The 19,854-nt window shown below is 63.0% G+C and carries 18 protein-coding genes and 1 pseudogene; 12 read left to right on the forward strand and 7 right to left on the reverse strand.

Features of this window, described 5'->3' with window-relative positions; translation table 11 throughout:
• Positions 1-67 precede the first annotated feature (67 nt).
• Positions 68-388: a winged helix-turn-helix transcriptional regulator gene (locus ACFOSU_RS15320; RefSeq protein ID WP_380690812.1), complete on the reverse strand. Its 321-nt coding sequence runs from the start codon at positions 386-388 to the stop codon at positions 68-70.
• Positions 389-459: 71 nt separating this feature from the next.
• Here ACFOSU_RS15320 and ACFOSU_RS15325 point away from each other — a divergent pair, with 71 nt between their 5' ends.
• On the forward strand, positions 460-1,011 hold the full coding sequence (locus ACFOSU_RS15325) for a carboxymuconolactone decarboxylase family protein (RefSeq protein ID WP_380690813.1): 552 nt from the start codon (positions 460-462) through the stop codon (positions 1,009-1,011).
• A 271-nt stretch (positions 1,012-1,282) separates the two neighbouring features.
• Positions 1,283-2,314: a histone deacetylase family protein gene (locus ACFOSU_RS15330; protein ID WP_380690814.1), complete on the forward strand. Its 1,032-nt coding sequence runs from the start codon at positions 1,283-1,285 to the stop codon at positions 2,312-2,314.
• A gap of 186 nt (positions 2,315-2,500) precedes the next feature.
• Here ACFOSU_RS15330 and ACFOSU_RS15335 read toward each other — a convergent pair whose 3' ends face one another.
• Positions 2,501-3,994, reverse strand: a complete 1,494-nt coding sequence (locus tag ACFOSU_RS15335; protein ID WP_380690815.1) for a DUF2252 domain-containing protein — start codon at positions 3,992-3,994, stop codon at positions 2,501-2,503.
• A gap of 334 nt (positions 3,995-4,328) precedes the next feature.
• Here ACFOSU_RS15335 and ACFOSU_RS15340 point away from each other — a divergent pair, with 334 nt between their 5' ends.
• Positions 4,329-4,610 carry a YciI-like protein gene (locus tag ACFOSU_RS15340; protein ID WP_380690816.1) on the forward strand — a complete coding sequence of 94 codons (282 nt, stop codon included), beginning with the start codon at positions 4,329-4,331 and terminating at the stop codon, positions 4,608-4,610.
• A gap of 234 nt (positions 4,611-4,844) precedes the next feature.
• Here the strand turns inward: ACFOSU_RS15340 and ACFOSU_RS15345 are convergent, their stop codons facing one another.
• Together ACFOSU_RS15345 and ACFOSU_RS15350 are read right to left on the reverse strand one after the other, a co-directional pair.
• A complete protein-coding gene (locus ACFOSU_RS15345) occupies positions 4,845-5,891 on the reverse strand; it encodes a four-carbon acid sugar kinase family protein (RefSeq protein ID WP_380690817.1) in 1,047 nt (348 codons plus the stop codon).
• The gene (locus ACFOSU_RS15350) at positions 5,888-6,658 is read right to left on the reverse strand and encodes a DeoR/GlpR family DNA-binding transcription regulator (protein ID WP_380690818.1); all 771 of its coding nucleotides are present in this window, start codon (positions 6,656-6,658) and stop codon (positions 5,888-5,890) included. Before ACFOSU_RS15350 ends, ACFOSU_RS15345 begins: the two co-directional genes overlap by 4 nt.
• 158 nt (positions 6,659-6,816) lie before the next feature.
• Between ACFOSU_RS15350 and ACFOSU_RS15355 the strand changes: the two genes are divergently transcribed.
• From ACFOSU_RS15355 to ACFOSU_RS15365, 3 genes are all read left to right on the forward strand, one after another.
• Positions 6,817-7,794 carry a 2-keto-3-deoxygluconate permease gene (locus tag ACFOSU_RS15355; protein WP_380690819.1) on the forward strand — a complete coding sequence of 326 codons (978 nt, stop codon included), beginning with the start codon at positions 6,817-6,819 and terminating at the stop codon, positions 7,792-7,794.
• Between the two features lie 64 nt (positions 7,795-7,858).
• A complete protein-coding gene (gene pdxA, locus ACFOSU_RS15360; protein ID WP_380690820.1) occupies positions 7,859-8,878 on the forward strand; it encodes a 4-hydroxythreonine-4-phosphate dehydrogenase PdxA in 1,020 nt (339 codons plus the stop codon).
• 220 nt (positions 8,879-9,098) lie between these two features.
• A complete protein-coding gene (locus tag ACFOSU_RS15365; protein WP_380690821.1) occupies positions 9,099-10,715 on the forward strand; it encodes a BCCT family transporter in 1,617 nt (538 codons plus the stop codon).
• 125 nt (positions 10,716-10,840) lie between these two features.
• Here the strand turns inward: ACFOSU_RS15365 and ACFOSU_RS15370 are convergent, their stop codons facing one another.
• A complete protein-coding gene (locus ACFOSU_RS15370; RefSeq protein WP_380690822.1) occupies positions 10,841-11,470 on the reverse strand; it encodes a sulfotransferase family protein in 630 nt (209 codons plus the stop codon).
• Between the two features lie 392 nt (positions 11,471-11,862).
• Between ACFOSU_RS15370 and ACFOSU_RS15375 the strand changes: the two genes are divergently transcribed.
• The 3 genes from ACFOSU_RS15375 to ACFOSU_RS15385 all read left to right on the forward strand — a co-directional run bounded on the left by ACFOSU_RS15375 (position 11,863) and on the right by ACFOSU_RS15385 (position 16,640).
• Positions 11,863-13,584, forward strand: coding sequence for a tannase/feruloyl esterase family alpha/beta hydrolase (locus ACFOSU_RS15375; protein ID WP_380690823.1), 1,722 nt, complete (start codon positions 11,863-11,865; stop codon positions 13,582-13,584).
• 435 nt (positions 13,585-14,019) lie between these two features.
• Positions 14,020-15,282 (forward strand): TAXI family TRAP transporter solute-binding subunit, encoded by a 1,263-nt coding sequence (locus ACFOSU_RS15380; RefSeq protein ID WP_380690824.1) that lies wholly within the window; start codon positions 14,020-14,022, stop codon positions 15,280-15,282.
• Positions 15,283-15,410: 128 nt separating this feature from the next.
• Positions 15,411-16,640, forward strand: a complete 1,230-nt coding sequence (locus ACFOSU_RS15385; RefSeq protein ID WP_380690833.1) for an MFS transporter — start codon at positions 15,411-15,413, stop codon at positions 16,638-16,640.
• A gap of 63 nt (positions 16,641-16,703) precedes the next feature.
• Here ACFOSU_RS15385 and ACFOSU_RS15390 read toward each other — a convergent pair whose 3' ends face one another.
• Positions 16,704-17,261: a TetR/AcrR family transcriptional regulator gene (locus tag ACFOSU_RS15390; protein WP_380690825.1), complete on the reverse strand. Its 558-nt coding sequence runs from the start codon at positions 17,259-17,261 to the stop codon at positions 16,704-16,706.
• 103 nt (positions 17,262-17,364) lie between these two features.
• Between ACFOSU_RS15390 and ACFOSU_RS15395 the strand changes: the two genes are divergently transcribed.
• Positions 17,365-17,961 (forward strand): LysE family translocator, encoded by a 597-nt coding sequence (locus tag ACFOSU_RS15395; protein ID WP_380690826.1) that lies wholly within the window; start codon positions 17,365-17,367, stop codon positions 17,959-17,961.
• Positions 17,962-18,356: 395 nt separating this feature from the next.
• Here the strand turns inward: ACFOSU_RS15395 and ACFOSU_RS15400 are convergent, their stop codons facing one another.
• Entirely contained in the window at positions 18,357-18,737 is a 381-nt protein-coding gene (locus ACFOSU_RS15400; RefSeq protein WP_380690827.1) for a tautomerase family protein, read from the reverse strand.
• A 40-nt stretch (positions 18,738-18,777) separates the two neighbouring features.
• Here ACFOSU_RS15400 and ACFOSU_RS15405 point away from each other — a divergent pair, with 40 nt between their 5' ends.
• Positions 18,778-19,329, forward strand: a complete 552-nt coding sequence (locus tag ACFOSU_RS15405) for a MarR family winged helix-turn-helix transcriptional regulator (RefSeq protein WP_380690828.1) — start codon at positions 18,778-18,780, stop codon at positions 19,327-19,329.
• A 115-nt stretch (positions 19,330-19,444) separates the two neighbouring features.
• Positions 19,445-19,854 (forward strand): annotated as a pseudogene (locus ACFOSU_RS15410) (transposase); the annotation flags it as partial.

A 19,854-nucleotide genomic window follows, 5' to 3' on the forward strand; every position in this document is an offset into this window, starting at 1 on the left:
CCAATAGGCCGCCCTTGTCTACGAGGATACGGACGGCCGGCATTCAGCGGCGGCGGTTCGCGATCCGCTACAGGCTCTTCGCCCAGCGATCCGACCATCTGCTCAAGTCCATGAGATGCTCACTCAGCTCTGCGCCCCATGGCGTATGGCCATAGCCGGCCTCTTCGTGATCCACCATATTAAGTTCGCGAAGTTCCTTGATTCGCCGATTCAGCATGGTCGGCGAGATCTCATCGCAACGACTCTGCAACGCCCGAAAGGTTAACCGGCCGTGCCGAAGCTCCCACAGAATACGTAGCGTCCATCGTCGTCCGAGCAGATCGAACAACACCATTATCGGCCGACCACTGTCGGAGCCTTTTACTGCCTCTCCCGGTTTCTTCATCATGCTCTCTTGACGCTACATTAAATGTAGCATTAGCATCAGTGCTACTGTTAATGTAGCACTTGGTGGCCCTCATGAAACACGTCCTCGAACCGGTCGAAACACCCTTTTCACCTCGGGTCGCAGCAGCGCTGGATCGCTATCCTCGCCATGAGGGTTATATCCTTCAACTGTTTCGGGTATTTGCGAATAGCCTGCGTTTTCTCGAGAAGGGCTCGGTAAACCTTCTGGACAAGGGCAGTCCCCTGACGCTCAGGCAACGTGAGATCGTGATACTGCGAGTCTGTGCAAACAACGACTGCGAATACGAATGGGGCGTCCATGTAAGCGTATTCGCCAGGTCGGCCGGGCTGACGCAAGCGCACATAGCGGCCACCAGGGCCGGCGACCATGAGTCGATATGCTGGTCTGCCGATGAAGCTCTGCTCGTGAAGGCGGTCGACGAGCTATGCGCCGATGCCACGGTACGCGCGCCGACATACGCACGATTTCAAGAAACATGGACCACCGAACAACAGCTGGAGATTCTCGCGCTTTGTGGCAACTACCACACGATCAGCTTCGTGGCGAACACGTCGAGATTGCAGAACGAGTCCTTCGCCGCGCGATTTCCGCGGCAGCGGTAAGCGTCATCGTGATCGACGCGCACCGAACACCCGAGCGCGCGGTTGGCAGCGTTCGCGCAACGGTCGCCTGTCTGCCGGCACGGGGCCAACAATCCAGGAAAGCGATTCAACTCGAGCGATAAAGGGTCGTGTATCCATCTCCACTGCCGTCCCTACACACGTTTGGCAATACGTGGGGATCGAATAGACCGCCCTTTATTTGCCTGCCGGGTACCGCCGTATTCCGACGGCATGCGAGACTCGCGCAAAGCTCGTTACAGATATAACGCCCATGCTGACCTTCCATTCGGAACGCACCAAGAAACGCGACGCCATGACCGAACTCGACGGCGGCCGGCTCGTGCGACCCTTCGAATGCCCGGAGCGAGTCGACATCATCATCGACCGCGTGCGCGCAACCGACCTCGGCGAGATTCGCGCGCCGGAGGAATACGGCCTCGACCCTGTGTTGGCGATACACGACGCAGGCTATGTGCATTTTCTCGAGCGCGCGTGGGATGACTGGAGCGCCGCCGGCATGGAAGGCGAAGCCATTCCCACCATCTGGCCGACACGGCGCATGCGCGGCGACGTGATTCCCGACACCATCGCGGGCGAAATCGGCTACTACGCGCTGGCCGCCGAAACCTCGCTGTGCGCCGGCACGTTCGAGGCGGCGCAGGCGAGCACCGACATCGCTCTCTCGGCGCTGGATCACGTCATGGCAACCGGCAATCCGGCCTTCGGGCTCTGCCGCCCGCCGGGCCATCATGCCGCGGTCGATCAGTACGGCGGCTACTGCTTCTTCAACAATGCGGCGATCGCCGCCCAGCGGGCGCTGGATCGCGGTGCCGCGAAAGTCGCCGTGCTGGATATCGACTTCCACCACGGCAACGGCACCCAGGATATCTTCTACGATCGCGACGACGTGCTGTTCGTCTCCCTGCACGGCGACCCACGACAGGAATTCCCGTTCTTTCTGGGCCACGCCGACGAGACCGGCACCGGCGCCGGCCGGGGGTTCAACGTCAACTATCCCCTACCCAGCGGGACCGGCTACGCCGACTGGAGCGAAACCCTCGACGAGGCCATCGCCCGGGTGCATCGCTACCAGCCTGACCTGCTGATCGTCTCGGTCGGCGTCGACACCTTCGAGCACGACCCGATCAGTTCGTTTCGGCTGATCAGCGAAGACTTCACCGATATCGGGCGCCGTCTTCGTCGGGCCGGCATGCCCACGCTGTTCCTCATGGAAGGTGGGTATGCCATCGCCGAGATCGGCATCAACACCGTCAACCTGTTGTCTGGATTCGACAGCGCATGAGAAGTTGCCCCCATCGCGCCAGGCGATAACCGCGTTTATCGCCGCCTTGTTCGCAGGCGCGTGGCGCCGTTATTTAGCACTGTGGCATCGGTGCTCGTTTAACCAGCATTCGATCGCGCGGTCCGCGGCAGCCGCGAAGAGGCCCGGCGCGCGGACACAGCGCGCGCCCGAACCGATCCGGCGCGATCAATTGTGGACGATATCGAGGTGTCGGAAAGCGCCAAGCGCGTGATCGGCCTGGAACGTCGCGTGATCGCGACGCACGCGATCGGCGGCCTCCAGCGCAAATTCGACCATGTCTTCCACGAACAGTTTCGGCGGCCCCATCGCGTTCACGATCGCCGGTTCGATGTCGTAATCGATATTGCCGGCCTCGTCAGACAGCGCGTGCACGCGTGCGAGCACACGGCCGCAGATGGCGGCGTAATCCTTCCATTCGCTCTTCGACAGATCTTCCAGATCGACGTCGTCGCGAAACGGCGCCCGCTCGCGCGACATATAGCTCAGGCCGTCGAACTCGATATGGCCGTAGAACACGTCGCCGCGCACGAGTTGCACCGCCTGCGCATGGCTGATGCGCTCGGCCCGGGTGTCCTTTTCATAGGCCGACGGCGGCACGAGCCCCGACAGCGCCGATCGCCGGGCCTGCTTGTATTCGATGATCAGGTCGTCGGCGCCATCGGCCTGCGGCCCCTCGACGAGCACGTAGTAGCGGTTGAGCCCGAGCGATGCCGTGCCCTGGCCCCGGCGCAGCGCCACGTCCTTGACCCGCATACTGGCCGCGCGCGCCGGCACGTCGATATCGTTTTCCCTGACGAGCCGATCGGTGATCGCCTGGAATTCGTCGCGGCGCGACGAGACGGGCACCAGTTCCTCGTTGGACTGGAAACCGGTCTTGCTCGCGTTGAGATAGTCATCTGCCAGCCATTCCCCACGCTCCTCATGCGCGTCTTCGAAAAGATCGCGGATGAGCTTCGGCGCGTTGTCGAAGCGCATCTCCTCGTCCTGCTCGGTGCCTTCCCGCGCCAGACGCTGCATGTCCTCGACATAGCCGCGCACGAAGTGACGCACGATCTTGATCCGATGCTTGCGCTTGAGCTCACCCTCGGTTTCTGCCGCGATCAGGAAGCCGACCGCGCCCCGCTTGATGTCCCAGGCGAAGGGCGCGTAATAGGCCTCGTCGAAGTCGTTGACGCTGAAAATCGGCACATTGTCGGCGTTGGGCATGACGCCGAAATTCTCGGGGTGCACGTCGCCCAGGTTGAGCACGGTCGGCATCCAGGCATCGTCGCCGGCCATGTCGCGATAGAACAACAAGGCGGTTCCCCGGAAGAACGAATACAACGAATCCGACAATTCGTCGAACTTCATCTCCGCCTCCTCCGAATACGCCGCGATACGGGTAACGTGATCCTCGCGCAGGCACTGGCGCACGTGCTGGCGCCGGTCGTGGCCGGTCAGCACCCGTGGCCGCAGCGCGAACTCACCGGCCGCAACGGCTTCCGCCAGGTTTCGAAACGCCTCGAGGCGCGAAGCCACCGGCGGACCCGCATCTTCGTGATCATCACGCTCGAGCGCGGCGGCCAGTTCCTGCTTGCTCATCGACGATCGCCCGACGATCTCTCGCTGCTGGGCACGCTCGTAGAGCGCCTGACGGCTTGGGGATTTTTCGTCGGTCATTTGCACACTGTTCCTCAGGCCGGCAATCAGCGCGCCGGCCTTCGTTCGAATTGTTGCCATGATGCACGATGACATCGTGACCCGCTGGCTCACCGCGCGCGCTTGATGCGCCGACCGACGCCGCGCTGGCAGGCAATGAATTCAACAGTGGCGCGGGGATTCGTCGCGATCGTCGAAACCGCGGCTCCGGCAACCGGACCCCGTCTTGCGATTGATCCGCCGTGAAGTACGAGCGGGCGGCCGCGCCTGCTTGCGAGTTCCCTATCCTGCCCGAGCGCGCTACGGTTGCTCCCGGACCGCTCCGACTTTCACCGACAGCCACCGGGATTCAGCCATGTATTTCCTTCTGTCCTACGACTACGTGGAGAACATCGTCGAAAGACGCGCGCCTTACCGCGACACGCATCTGGCACTGGCGCAGGCATATGCCGGCCGCGGCGAATTGGTGCTTGGCGGCGCCTTTACCCAGCCGGCCGACAGCGCCGCTCTGGTCTTCAACGTCGGCGGTCAGGCGGACGTGGAGGCTTTCGTCGCCAAGGACCCCTACGTCAAGAACGGGCTGGTCACCGGCTGGCGTATACGGGAATGGAACGTGGTGGTCGGCTCGGCGCTCTGAATGCCTGACCATTCGGCATTTCGGCGACGTCGCGGACAGCGACGACTCGCGCCCGAAGCCGAGATCCTGACCCGAATCGTCAACACGGCGCCTGGAGACCAGCCGAAGATAATCCGGTTTGCCGAACGATGGACCGACCCAGCGAAGGAGCCGTCTCCGTAGAACCACCGCACTTGAGCTCGAAACGCGGTGATGAGAGATCCAAACCCGGCGCGCCGATGTGGCGCCCGCTTCTCAGCCCAGAAGCCGCACCAGGAGATCCGGTGCGCCGAAGCCGCCCGACTTCGTCACCAGCGGCACACCGTCGAAGCGACCGCCCCTGAGACGAGAAAGCGGAACACCTGGCGCGACCTCGCCTACACAGTCCAGCAATTCAGCGTCGGCCGCAGACAGCACGCTGGCCAGGGTGTCGCCACCCACGACCAGAAGCCCCTGGCCCGACGACGGCTGCAGGGCAGCGACAGCGTCCGCTATGCGAGCACGCGTGACCTCGGCATTGGCTGCCTCGGGCACCGGGTCGATCAGGCGAACCTTCTCGAACAGACCCGCCTCGTGCGCCGCGCCGATCTGACGACGCGTGGCGACATGGCTGGTGCCGACGATGACGGCCGCCAACGATGGAACGCCGCACGGCCGCGCCGCGCCGGCGATGGCCTCGGCGAGACCTCGGCTGCCGGCCCAGACCACATCCGGCCGCCGCGCGAATGCCGCGACGTGGCCGGTGAGATGAGAGGCCTCGCTCGCGTCACCGATGATCACGCCGGAATCCATCTCGGGCCTGGTGTCCTCGGCTCGGCGCAAGCGCGATTCCGTGCCCGCGATTCGAAAGGCGGCGGACAGATCGTGCACGGCTGCGGGCTGCCACGCGCCGTCCACTAGCGTCTCGTGCCGTCCCTCGACAGTACGCCGCCCCATCCCGGGAAAGGCCGGCGCGAAAAGACAGGTTTCCGTTCGCCAAAGCCGCATGCGCACAAGCGTTTCTTCCACCGGCCGGCCACGCAGCACGCTGTCGACCTTGGCAAAGCTCAAGGCCACCCGGCCCTCGGGCACGCCGGCGCGCACGAGCATCTCGAAAGCCCGTTCCAGCGCCGCATCTCCCGTACTGCCGGCCAGATCACGGCTTTCGCTACTTACGGTCAGACCCGCCAGCCCGGACAACTCGCCGGCGGGCGCACGCCCGATCAGCAGCCGCACCGGGCGGTCGGGCGTCGCGAACGGGGCGGCCGCGTCGAGCGCGCCGGTCAGGTCATCGGCGACGATCTGCACAAAGCGCCGGCTCAAGTCAGGACCTCGAGGTCGATGCCGCGCCCGTCGAGCTCGGCCGCCAGATCGGCCGGCAGGCCGTCGTCGGTGAGAATGGCGTCGAAGTCTTCGAGGCGTGCGAACAGGCACAGCGAGCGCCCGGGGAATTTTCCGCTGTCGGCGACAAGCACCGTCCGAGCGGAAGCTTCCAGGATCGCGCGTTTGATCTCGCCGTGTTCGGTCGAGGTCTCGGAAGCCCCTTCGGCCGAGACGGCATGTGCGCCGACGAAGGCCAGATCGACTCTGAGCCGAGCCAGGGCCTCCTGGCAGACACCGCCCAGCAGTGTCGCCGAACGCGACCGAACCTGCCCGCCGGGCACGTGGACATCGACCGCCGGCGACCGGGCGAGGACAGCAGCGATCGCCACGTCGTTGGTGAACGCGGTAAAGGCAATCTCCCGCGCCAGGGCGGCACGCGCGATTTCCATGGTCGTGCTGCCGCTGTCGAGGATGACGGTCTGCCCTTTCTCGATCATCTCGGCGGCCCTTTGCCCGATCTTCTGCTTGGCCTCGCGGGCGATCTCGCTGGAGATTTCGGGCACCGGCTCGACCGTGGTGCCTTCGTTCTCGCGCAGGGCGGCACCGCCATGCGTGCGATACAGATGCCCCTGCTCGCACAGCAGATCCACGTCCCGACGCACGGTCGAGGTCGACACGCCGACAAGATCGGCCAGATCGGGAAGTGAGCCAAACCGCTCCTTCCTCAGGTGTTCGATGATCTTCGCTTGTCGCTTCGCCGGCAGCACGCAGTTCCTCCTCTATTCGCCCCGCGACATCGATCGTAAATGGCGGGCGTTGCAAACGCGACGGCAGATTCCGCCATAAAATTGCACAACATTTCAAAACCTACCATAATCTTGCACAGAGCGGGCGCCACGTCCCGCATCAAACTCCAGGAGGAGACATGCAAATCAAGAGATCGCTCGAGCGTATTCCAGGCGGCATGATGGTCGTGCCACTTCTGCTGGGCGCGCTGATCAACACCTTCGCCCCCGATATCCTGCGCATCGGCAACTTCACCCAGGCCCTCTTCGTGGACAGTGCCGGCGCCCTGATCGCGCTGTTCCTGCTCTGCGCGGGCGCACAGATCAACCTGCGCAATATCGGCCCGGCCCTCGGCAAGGGCACCACGCTGCTGGCGGTTAAATGGATCGTCGGCGCCGGCGTGGGCCTTCTGGCTTACATGCTGGCCGGTACGAGCGGGTTGTTCCTGGGCATGGTGCCGCTGGCGATCATCGCTGCCATGACCAATTCCAACGGCGGACTGTATGTTGCCATTGTCGGTCAGTACGGCACCGCCGAGGACCGCGCCGCCTATAGCGTGCTCGCGCTCAACGACGGGCCGTTTCTGACCATGGTCGCGCTGTCCATCTTCGGCGCCATGGGCTTTGTCGACGGCCTGTTCTCGATCGTGTCCTTCATCTCGGTATTGCTGCCGGTCGTTGTCGGCATGATTCTGGGCAATCTCGACGAAGACATGCGCGACTTCCTGGGTCGCGGCAGCGCAATGCTCATCCCCTTCTTCGCATTTGCGCTCGGCATGGGCATCGACTTCGGCGCCATCATCGAAGGCGGTCTGGCGGGCATTGTCATCGGTATAATGACGACGCTGTTCACCGGCACGGCGGGCTATCTGGTGTTCCGCGCGCTCAAGTGGAACCCGATCGTCGGCGCTGCCGAGGGCTCCACGGCCGGCAACGCGGTCGCCACGCCCCTGGCGATTGCCGCCGCCAACCCGGCTTTCCACGCCGTGGCGCAGCTGGCCACCGTTCAGGTCGCCGCCTCCACCGTGACCACTGCGATCCTGCTGCCGCTGTATATCTCGTTCCTCGTCTCGCGCGGCGGGTTCACCGAGACTGCAGAAGACCCGGCGGCAAGTTGATGTACGAAGACACTCGTTCCGGATTACCTGCGGACGGCTTTTCACAGATGGAGTACCAGCGGACATGACCCCACTCATCGCAATCACCATGGGCGACGTCTGCGGCATCGGCCCCGAGATCACCGCTCGTGTCCTCGCCGACGATTCGACCTACGAAAGCTGCCGCCCGATTGTGGTCGGGGACGCGCAGGTCCTGGCGCGTGCGCGCGATATCGTCGGCGCCCGGTTCGAGATCCACGCCTGCACGCCTGACGCGGATCTACCCTGCGAACCGACCGTCGGTGATGTCGTCTGTGTCGATCCGGGTCTGGGGCTCGGCGATCTGCCCTTCGGTCACGTGGACGCGCGTGCCGGCCATGGTGCCTTCGAGTTCCTGCGCATCGCTATCGAGATGGCCCAGGCCCACACCGTGGCCGCGATCGTCACCGCGCCGCTGAACAAGGCCGCGCTCCATGCCGGCGGCCATCTCTACCCCGGGCATACCGAAATCCTGGCCGATCTGACCGGCACCGACACCTACGCGATGATGCTCGCCACCCCGAAGATGAAGGTGATCCACCTCACCACCCATGTGGGCATCATCGAGGCGATCCGACGCATCAACCCCGAACGGACCCATCAGGTCATCCGCCTGGCTCACGACACACTCACGGCGGCGGGCGAGAAAAATCCGCGCATCGCGGTCTGCGGCATCAATCCGCACGCGGGCGAGAACGGCCTCTTCGGCGAAGGCGAAGAAGAGGAAAAGCTTGTTCCCGGTATCGAGCGGGCCCAGGCCGAAGGCGTGTGCGTGGAAGGCCCGTTGCCCGCGGATACGCTGTTCTTCCGCGCCGTGCGTGGCGATTTCGATGTGGTCGTGGCCTGCTATCACGACCAGGGCCACGGCCCGGTCAAGGTCCTGTCGCTCGAGGAAGGGATCAACATCACCGTCGGCCTCAAGGGCGGCATCATCCGGACATCGGTCGACCACGGCACGGCCTTCGATATCGCCGGTAAAGGCATCGCGCTTCACGAGAGTCTGGCCGCCGCCATCCGCTACGCTATCCAGCTCGCGCCCGCGGGACGGGGGCTGGCCGCGGCCTGAGATGGCCCGCGTGGGCATGGTGCGTAAACGGCAAAATACGACGCCTACGCCCCTTTCGCGCTTTGCCCAGACCCAGCCTGGTGGCACCCGCCGACTTTGACACGAGCCTGCTCGGCCCATAGGCTCTGCCGGCTGACACCCGCGATTACCGCATCTTGAGCCCGCGTCTTTCCACGTGTGGATCGGTGCCGACGCGGCCATCCGTCTATTGGGGAAATGCATGAATACGAGCCAACGGGTCGACGAACTCGAGGGACGCTACGACTTCGATTACGAAATCGGCGAAGACAATATCCACCCGCTCGGGCTGGATCTGCACAATCCGGTGTTCATCTGGAGCTCACTGCTCATCCTGGTGTTCGTCGTCGGGTCGATGCTGTTTCCCGAAGCCGCGAAGACCGGGCTGGCCGGCACACGCGACTGGGTGATCAACAGCTTCGATTGGGTGTTCCTCGTCTCTGGCAACATCTTCGTGTTGTTCTGCCTGGCGATGATCTGCCTGCCCTACGGCCGCATTCGCCTGGGCGGCCAGGATGCCAGGCCCGAATACTCCCGCATTTCCTGGTTCGCGATGCTGTTCGCGGCGGGCATGGGCATCGGCCTGATGTTCTGGAGCGTGGCCGAACCGGTCGGTTATTTCACCGAATGGGCCGGCACGCCGCTGAACGTCCCCGGTGGCGACGAGGCCTCCAAGGCCGCCGCCATGGGCGCGGTGATGTATCACTGGGCCCTGCACCCCTGGGCGATCTACGGCGTGGTCGCGCTCTCGCTGGCGTTCTTTTCCTATAACAAGGGCATGCCGCTGTCCATTCGCTCGACCTTCTATCCGCTGTTCGGCGACCGGGTCTGGGGCACGCTGGGCAACGTGATCGACACGATGGCCGTACTCGCGACCATCTTCGGCCTGGCGACATCGCTCGGCTTCGGCGCCCAACAGGCGGCCGGTGGTATCGAGTTCCTGTTCGGCGTGCCGGCCAATCTGCCGCTCGAGATCGGCATCATCGCCGGCGTGACGATGGTCGCGCTCATCTCCGTACTGCGTGGCATCGACGGCGGGGTGAAGCTGCTCAGCAACATCAACATGGGCCTGGCGGGCGTGCTGCTGCTGTTCGTGATCATCGCCGGCTCGGTCGTCACCTTCGCCGGCAACCTGCTGACCACTTATACCGGCTACGCCGAATACCTGCTGCCGCTGAGCAACCCGTTCGGCCGTGACGACCAGAACTTCTATCACGCCTGGACCATCTTCTACTGGGCCTGGTGGATCTCCTGGTCGCCGTTCGTGGGCATGTTCATCGCGCGTGTGTCGCGTGGCCGTACGGTGCGGGAATTCCTCACCGCCGTGCTGATCGTGCCGACTGTTGTGACCGGCGTCTGGATGAGCGCCTTCGGTGGCGTCGGCGTCGACCAGGCGCTCAACGGCGTCGGCTCACTGGCCGGCGGCATCCAGGATTCGTCGCTGACGCTGTTCCGCATGCTGGAAAACATGCCGCTAACCAGCATCACGTCGTTCCTGGCGATCGTGCTGGTGCTGGTGTTCTTCATCACCTCGTCGGATTCGGGCTCGCTGGTGATCGACACCATCACCGCCGGTGGCAAGACCGAAGCACCCGCCGCACAGCGCGTGTTCTGGTGTGCTGCCGAAGGCTTCATTGCCGCGGCACTGCTCGTGGTCGGCGGCTCGGACGCCTTGTCGGCCCTGCAGGCCGCATCGGTCACGACCGGCCTGCCGTTCACCTTCGTACTGCTGCTCATGTGCTATTCCCTGCTCAAGGGCATCCGGCATGAGTACACGCTGCTCAAGCTGGAGGAAGCACAGGCGGCCGGCGCGGCTTGATCCGACCAGTTCGATGAGCTGAGAACGGGCGGGTGCACGGCACCTGCCCGTTTTTTTTGCGCGCCGCCAAACGCTATGTGCGCGCCACGCAGGAGACTGAACCGCGCGCCTTAAAAGGGCCTTCCCTAGCGCCGGCCATTACCCGCGACGAGATCCCAGAATTCCGTACGATCATTGCTCCGGGGAAAGGCTGGTTCGGGTACCGGCACGCCGAGGAATTCGCACAGCGGTTCCCAGCCCTGCCTGATCTCATAGACGAGCAACCGGTCGGCCGGGATCGTCTTTTTGACGGCTTCGTTATGGGCGACGAATCGCTCGACCAACGCGTCTCGATCCAACCCTTCCGGGAACCCGGTTCGAGCGATCACGCCCGCGGCCATTTCGAGCCACGCCTTCATATCGGGTGGCGCGTTGTAGCGGTCGCCGATCAAGGTGTAGATCGTGGCACCGAAGCTGTCCGCCCAACTCTCGGGGCTGCGATGCGTCAATACGAATCGGGCAGACGGATAAGCCGCATTCAGTTCCCGAAAGAAGCCGGCCGTGGGCCAGTCGACCGCACTCTCGTAGCCGCCATATATCGCCTGCCAGTCCGGCTTGCCGTTCAGCGCGTTCGACCAAAGCGGCACCTGCACCGGCATATGCTGCAGAACCTCTTCCATATGAAAGCACGGCCCTAACCCAAGCTGCTGCAGCGCCAGTTTGAGCGAGTAGGTGCCGGTACGCCCGACACCGGCGCCAAAAACCTGAATAGTCATCACGTTTCTCCGCGGCAGATGCGAACCGAGATACGCCGCAGGTGTTCCACCCACCGGCGCCGCGACCTCGCCCGCGCCATGCACCGGGCAGACTGCCGACGCGGCGAAGCAGCCTCGCCTTCAATTTAGCGCTACTCGTGACGCCGGGGAATAGTTCGATATGACGGCCAGTGGACACGCCCCCGCTGCCCGCCTAACAAGATATGCGGCATATGCCGCGACACGTGGCGACACACAGTTTCCGGGGAACCCCTCGCGACAGCTCGGCAGCGGGCTGCACCCGCCCTGGCGCGCCATCACGATTGTTCTTTACTCGCCAATCAGGGATCGCCTATGTTCTAGATAGGTAAACCAGGAAGGCGCGCCTTCACATAACAAAAAGAGGGGTAACCATGTTTAAAAGAAATTACGTGAATTTATTGGCGCTCTCGGTATGCGGCATATCGAGCGCTGTACTGATTGGCTGCAGTAGCGGCGGCTCGTCGTCATCGGATGATGACGTAGCCGGACAGACACCTCTGGCTTGCGCCCAACTGGTCGGATTGGAAATTCCCGCCGACGCGATCGACCTGCCCACGTCCGGCGGTACCGTCGCGGATGCACAAGCGGTAGCAGCCAGCGGCAGTGGCGCGACGCTCGTCCCTGAACACTGTCTGGTTTCGGGCCGCATTGCGCCGGTCGACACTTCGGCGCCCGATATCCTGTTCCGGGTGGCACTGCCGACCGAATGGAACACGAAAGTGCTCATGTTCGGCGGCGGCGGCTTCAACGGCACCATCCCGGCTATCACCGGCCACGTGGCCCAGGGCGCGCTGGACCAACCCACCCCACTCGGCCGGGGCTACGCCACGTTCGCCAGCGACTCCGGTCACCAGGCCAACGAGTACGGCTCTCAGGACGGCCGCTGGGGTCTCAACGACGAAGCCGTTCGCAATTTTGCCGGCGAGGCTCTCAAGAAGACACGGGATGCCGCCACCTTCATTATCCAGAAGCGCTACGCCAGCGAACCGACCCAGCGTTATTTCGCCGGCGGCTCCACCGGTGGTCGTGAGGCATTGACCAATATCCAGCGCTGGCCCGACGACTGGGACGGCGCCATCGCCTGGTACCCCGCCTGGAACAACGTCGCCGCGCTTCTGGCCGGTCAGCACATCAGTCTTGCCCTGTCGCAGCCGGGCGCCTACCCCGACTCCGCCAAGCGTCTGCTGCTCCTGAACGCCGCGCTGGAAACCTGTGATGCCCTCGATGGCCTCGAGGACGACCTGATTAGCGACCAGCGCCAGTGCAACACCGTCTTCGATCCCGCGACAGCCACCGTGAACGGCAACCCGCTGCGCTGCCCCAGCGGCGGTGATGATGGCGACAGCTGTCTCTCCGATGCCCAGATCGACGCACTGAAAACGATAGACGCAGGCGTGAACTTCAACTTCCCGCTGGCAAGCGGCGAAACCGGCTACCCGGGCAGCAATGTCTGGGGCGCGGACCTGGGCATCACGTCCATCGACACGCCCGTGCAACCTACGGTGACCTTCCTCGCTCTCGGCACGAGTCAGCCCGTCCAGCCCATGCCCCGAACCGCGCCCTACCTCAGCGTGCTGGTCGATCAATGGGTCAAGTACTCAGTGGCCCGCGATGCCGATTTCAACTCGTTTACGCTCGACCCCATCAACCCAACGCCGGAATACGCGGAACGGATCAGCGAACTCAGCGGTCAGCTTAATTCCGGCACCGATATTTCGGAGTTCGCCGACCGGGGCGGGAAGCTCCTCCTGGCACACGGACTGTCGGATGTCCTGGTCAGCACCCGGGCAACCGAAATCTACTACGGCCGGCTGCTGGATCAGATGGGTGCCGAAAAAGTGGATTCGTTCGTCCGCTACTACGAAGTCCCCGGCTTCGGTCACGCGGCCAGCTCCCAATTCAACGCCACCTGGGATTCCCTGACCGCGCTGGAAAACTGGGCCGAGCAGGACATCGCACCTGAAAATCAGGTGACGACGGACACCGTCGGCGTACCCGGCCGAACCCGCCCCCTGTGCGACTACCCGGCGTGGCCCAGCTACGTGGACGGCGGCGATCCTCTGTCGGCCGATTCCTTTGAATGCGTGGAGTAGGCACGACGCCTTGCCAAGGCGTCTAAACCCCGGCCCCGGCCTTGTTTCTTGAATCGTGGATGGGCATTCGACGAGGAATGAAGCCGGGGGCCGATATGCCTTGCGGCTGGGGCAATGGCCTGTCGCTGCTGGCACACAGTAGTGACAGTGCCGCCCTCTTTGGTCCACAGCGCGGGCGCCGGTCTTGCGTTCCGCCTCCAACCGGACCGGTTACTGTCAGAAAACGAAACGCGAGACCTGGCCCTGACGCCTGTGCGTGTCTAACGGCCCGGACAAGTCCCGTGGCTTGATTAACCTGTACATGGGAGCCGGGCCAGCAGAAGCTAACCCTGGCTTTCACTCGGGAACGGTCGTCCAACACAACGTGGAAGTTGCAAAACCCGAGCCAATCACGGTTTGATGCGGCTTGGAACTACACCCCAACCGAGATAGCCAATGCTTCGCGTTTCCGCCCTGATCCTCGCCGTCGTGATGACGGTGACTGCGCTGTGGTGGCTGAGCCGCGATATTGTTCCGCCGTCGACGGTTCGTTTCGCGGCGGGCATCGAGGACGGCGGATACTGGCGGATCGCGACCAAATATCGCGACATACTGGCAAAAGACGGGATCGACCTGAAGCTGATCGCCACCGCCGGGTCGGTCGAGAATGCGCGGCTGATGGCCGCCGGCGAGGCGGACGCGGCGCTCTTGCAGGGCGGCATTGCCGCCAGCGACGGCATCGAAACGCTGGGCGCGGTCTTCACCGAGCCGCTCTTGATCTTCGCACGGCCGACGGCCGGCGTGGACGTGCCACACAACCCGGCGCAATGGTCCGGATTGCGGATTGCCGCGGGCGGCGACGGCTCTGGCACACGCGCCGCGGCGCGGGCATTTCTGAACGCAGCGGGTCTGTCCGGTGACGCGAATACCCTGTTGCCGCTCGGCGGAGCCGATGCCGCCCAGGCGTTGACGTCCGGCGACGCGGATGTGGCGCTGTTCGTCGCGCCCCTCTCGGCACCGTATCTGTCGCCGGTTCTAGCCGACGCAGAGGCGACCCTGCTGCAACTCGATCATATCGTCGCGCTGTCCCGACGGATGCCGCAATCGATATTGGTCGACGTGCCCTCCGGCGCCTTCGCCCTCAATCCGCCCCTGCCCCCGCGCGAACGCCAGCTGCTGGGGCTCGTGGCCCGGATCGTCGCACAGCCGGAGTTGCACCCGGCAATCGTCGACAGGCTTGTCGAAGCCGCACGAAAAGTCCACGAGCCCGGCGACGTCATCACACCCGAGGGCCAATTTCCATCGATGGAGAACACGTCCCTGCCGCAGGACGCCTATGCCCGGGATCTGATTGCCGACGGGCCGAGCCCGCTGAACGCCTTCCTGCCTTATTGGGTGGTCGCCCAGATCAGCCGCTTCGCGATCCTGCTACTGCCCATCGTGTTTCTTCTGCTGCCACTTTTGCGAACGCTGCCCGGGCTCTACAGATGGAGCATCCGCAACCGCGTTTTTCGCCATTACGCCCGCATCCGCGAAATTGACGAAGCCGCCTCCGAAACCGACGATCCGCAAGAACTGCGCGCGCTGGAATACGAACTCGCCGAGCTGGATCTCGAGATCGCAAGCCTGCATCTTCCGTTGACGTACCGCGGCTACGCCTACGACGCACGGCTGCATATCGATCTGCTGCGCAAACGGATTGCTAACCGCGCGGCATGAATCGAGCGACACTGATGGAGGGCAAATAGTGCCATGCCGTCCGCGAGTCAGGGGCCTGGTTCCGCTTGTACGCACAAGACGAGCGATCCTCAGCTTTCGTTCTCACCCTGTTGCAGCGCTATGACCCGATGACCCGTAGCCGCACGACGACCCACCATGACCCATCGATAACCGATGACGGTGCACGGGCCAGCTGGGCGCTCGCGGTTGCCCAGCTCGTCTCCTGGGGCTCGGTCTATTATTCGTTTTCGCTGCTGGTGGTGCCCATGGAACAGACCATGGGCTGGCCGCGCACTACCACCAACGGCGCGTTGTCGTTGGGGCTGCTTATCTCCGGGCTGGCCGCCTATCCGATCGGCACATGGATAGACCGCGGCCACGGCCGGACCGTCATGCTGGCCGGGTCGGTACTGGCCGCCGCCATGCTGGCGCTCTGGTCGCAGGCACACAGCCTGTGGGTCCTGTTCGTGGTATGGGCAGGTCTCGGCGTTGCCCTAGCCGCGGTGCTCTACGACCCGGTCTTCGCCATCGTCACGCGGGCATACCCGACGACCTTTCGCAGGAAAATCACCCTCATCACCCTCGTCGGCGGCTTCGCGAGCACCGTGTTCATACCGCTCACCCAGGGCCTGACCGAGGTATTCGGCTGGCGCGGCTGCCTGCTGAGCCTGGCCGCTGTGAATATCGTGGTCTGCGTACCCATACACTTCTGGGCCATCCGACCGCCCGCCGCGAGCTCGGCGCATGACCAGGCATCACAAAAAGCACAGGCCCGGTCCGCGACTGCGCTCGCGTTGCGCACGCCGACCTTCTGGGCGCTCGCCGTCTGCTTCACCGCCTACTACACGACGCTGGCCACCCTCACCTTCCATCTCGTCCCGCTGCTGATCGAGCGGCAAGTTGCCATCGGCTGGGTGCTGACGATCATGGGCGCAATCGGCCCGGCACAAGTGGCCGCACGTGGCCTATGGTTCGCACTCGGGCGCCGGGCACGCCCGGCCGTGATCGGGCTGGCGGTCACCGGCGCCTTCCCGATTGCCATCGTCATCCTGCTCTACGCCGGCACATCGTCTTTTTCGCTGCTGATGTTCGCGCTCATATTCGGCGGGGCAAACGGCATGATGACGATCCTGCGCGGCACCATCGTCCAGGACGTCATGTGGACCGAAGGCTATGGCTCCATCAGCGGTCTGCTCTCGGTTCCATCCAACATCGCCAAAGGCATCGCGCCGATATCGGCAGCCGCACTCTGGGCAGTGCAACAGCACTACGCGCTGGTCGAATGGACGGTGCTGGCGGTCTCTCTGGTCTCGTTCGCCGCGTTTGTCGTTGCCATGCGCTGCGCCGTTCGTACCTGACCTGCAGGATCGACTCTCGGGACACGCGCGCTCGGATAATCCGATCCAGGAGTCCGAATTCGCTCAGTTTGATGCGGCCTCTCGATCCAGCAGTTGTGCAGCCATCCGACGCGCTTCCTGAATCGGCCAGGAGTGGCCTTCGCGCATCGCGGTGACGACGGCGCCGTCGAGCAACAGCACCCACCGGGTCGCCTGCTTTGTGGCATCCGCGTGGCCGGTGGCCCGCAACGATTCGGCAATCCGTTCGATCAGCGCCCGTTTGTGCCCGGCTGCGATCCGATGCAAAGGGCTGTTCCGGTCTGCGGCTTCGACCATGGCGTTTATGAACGCACATCCGCGGAAATCGTTCTCGGCGTAGCGCGCGGCCATCGCATCGAACAGCGCAAGCGGTTCGTCACCACAGGCATCGAGAATGTCATCGAACGTCGCACGCCACGCCGCATCACGCCGCGCCAGTACCGCATTGACCAACGCATCCTTGCTTTCGAAATGACGATAGAACGACGCGCGCCCCACGCCGGAGTCGTCCAACAGACGATCAATGCCGATCGCCTGAATACCGTGGCGGTAAAACAGGGCCTCGGCGGAATCGAGCAGACGTTCTCTGGCTTGAGTCGGCATGCCGTCACCCTAGCCCAACGCCAGACATATTGGAACCGATCAGTACCACAATGTATAAACGGTACTGAATGGTTCCATTTGTGCGTGAGCTGGAGAACTGACCATGGCCACGGCGATTGCTTCGCTGGTACTGACCGCTGCGCTCGTACTCGGTTCGCCGGGGCCGGCGCCCGTCGCGCTTGCTGCGTCGAGCGCAACGTTCGGGTTGCGTCGCTCGCTACCGTTCTACGGCGGCATCATGACCGGCCTCGCACTGGCAGCGTTGGCATCGGCGGCCGGGCTCGGGGCCTTGTTCAGCCACTTTCCAAACGTCCGGCGTGTTCTCGAAACCGTTGCCGCGCTTTATATCGTCTATCTCGCCTATCGGATCGCCACGGCTTCGCCTCCAACCGATCCGTCGAACGCCGGCGGTGCGCCGAGCTTTCGAGACGGCCTATTGCTCAACGTAATCAACCCGAAGAGTTACGCTGCTTTTCTCGCCATCTTCTCGCAGTCGATATTGCCGGTTGAATCGACGCTCTGGGCCTATGGCCTCACCGCTGTGACATGCCTTGCCGTGGCCGCATCGACCAACATCTTCTGGATGGCGAGCGGTCAGCTACTCACGTCATGGCTTCGCCGCCCGCACACGGCACGCTTGATACGCGGCGTGCTCGCCACGGCCATGGTAGCTGCCGTGCTTTGGGCAATGTTCGGTTAATACGGGCGATGAATTGATCGGCGACAATCCATGTTTTCCAACACGGACGCTCGCGGCCAGATCTTGCGTTGCGTACAACGCAAGACATCTCCCAACTTTTTGCTGGGCGGTGCGACAGCACTACGTGCTGGTCGAATGGACAGTCCGGCGATCTCGCTGATCTCGTTCGCCGCGTTCGTCGTCGCCATGCGCCGGGCCGTTCACACCTGATGAGGCGAAATCAGTTCTTGAGGCATGCGCCATCGGATGCAAAAGCTCGATCCAGAATGGCGCAGATGTGGCAATGCAAGACGTGCCCCCAAAATCTTCCGCTGCAGCTTGCCACTTAAAAATCGTGGCGGGCTGTCCAATCCATGGGGTCCACCTCAAGATAAGGCCTCAGTGCGCAAGTACGATCACTTCGCATATTGTGCCTCGCCGTTGCCGAAAGACCAGTTTTCCTTTTTGACCTCAACCAAATTAATGAAGACATCTTCTGATCGAATGCCAACGCCGTTAGTAAGCCGATCGGCGATACACTTATACAGTGCCTTCTTTTGATCGAGAGAGCGGCCCTCGTTCCAAGTGATCTGGATGATGATCAGATCATCGGTTCTTTCGATGCCCAGATACTTCGGCGAATAGTAAAAATTGTCGGCGTTGTGTTCATTCACAATCTGAAAGCGATCGTCTTCGGGTACGCCCGCTTCAGTCAGGGCATCATAAATGAGGCGGGTGACCTCCTCGCGATAGGACACTGATTTGCCTCGGCGAAGATCAATGCGAACGAGTGGCATAGAGCAGTCCTAATAGTTCAAGTGGAATATAAGCATATGCTTGCTTTATAATCTGCATATGCTGATGATGTATGTCAAGAAACATTTGGATTCGGTTATGACGATCTACGCTTCCAGCCAAACGTCAGGCGGTGGTCGATGCCATTGCACTCAGCTGCGCAAAGCCTCTCGCCGCATATCCCAGCTCTACGACGAAACCTTGGCCCCGAGCGGTCTCAAGACGACTCAGCGCGCGATCCTTGCGGAAATTGCTCGCTCGCAGCCAATGACAATGGGCGCGCTAGCGCAGGCCATGGTCATGGACGCGGGCGGCCTGGCACATACGCTCAAGCCATTGCATCGGGACGGACTGGTCGAGATCGGTGTTGATCCAGATGATCGTCGAAGTCGGCGAATCACGATCACGGTCAGCGGGCGCGCCAAACTCACGGCCTCGGATGCATTATGGGACGCTGCCCAGCATGGATTTGAGGAAGTGTTTGGTGCCCAGCCATCAGCCGCGTTGCGTGCAGCACTGGAAGTGCTGGCGGCCTCCGATTTCGTCGATCGCTTTGAACAGTCGTTGGCCCAGAATGGTGTGGGTCGGTCATGAGCGAACTGAATATCAGGTAATCCCCCCAGAAAAGAGCGCGGGTCAGAAGTGGAATTTTCTCGTACCCTGAACCGAGGAGGTTCCCGCGAAGAAATCCCGTTACACCGACAGCCAGATCCTGGCGATCCTGAAACAAGCCGAAGCTGGCACCCCGGTACCGGAGCTCTGTCGTGAACACGGCATGAGTTCGGCCACGTTCTATAAATGGCGCAGCAAATACGGCGGCATGGACGCGTCGCTCATGGCCCGCATGAAAGAGCTCGAGGACGAAAATCGGCGTCTTAAGAAGATGTATGCCGAAGAACGCCTCAAGGCCGAGATCGTCCAGGAGGCGCTCACAAAAAATGGTAAGGCAATCTCGCCGCCGCGAGATGGCCCAGCGCAGCGTGGCTGAGCACGGGATCAGCATCCGCATGGCCCGTGCTGCGTTTTCGATCAGTGCGACGTGCTACCGGTACCAGCCCCGATTATCCGATGAAAATGCCGAGATCGCGTATTGGTTAATACGTCTGGCCGATACCCACT

The sequence above is a fragment of the Salinisphaera aquimarina genome (genome assembly GCF_042643355.1).
Classification (GTDB): Bacteria; Pseudomonadota; Gammaproteobacteria; order Nevskiales; family Salinisphaeraceae; genus Salinisphaera; species Salinisphaera aquimarina.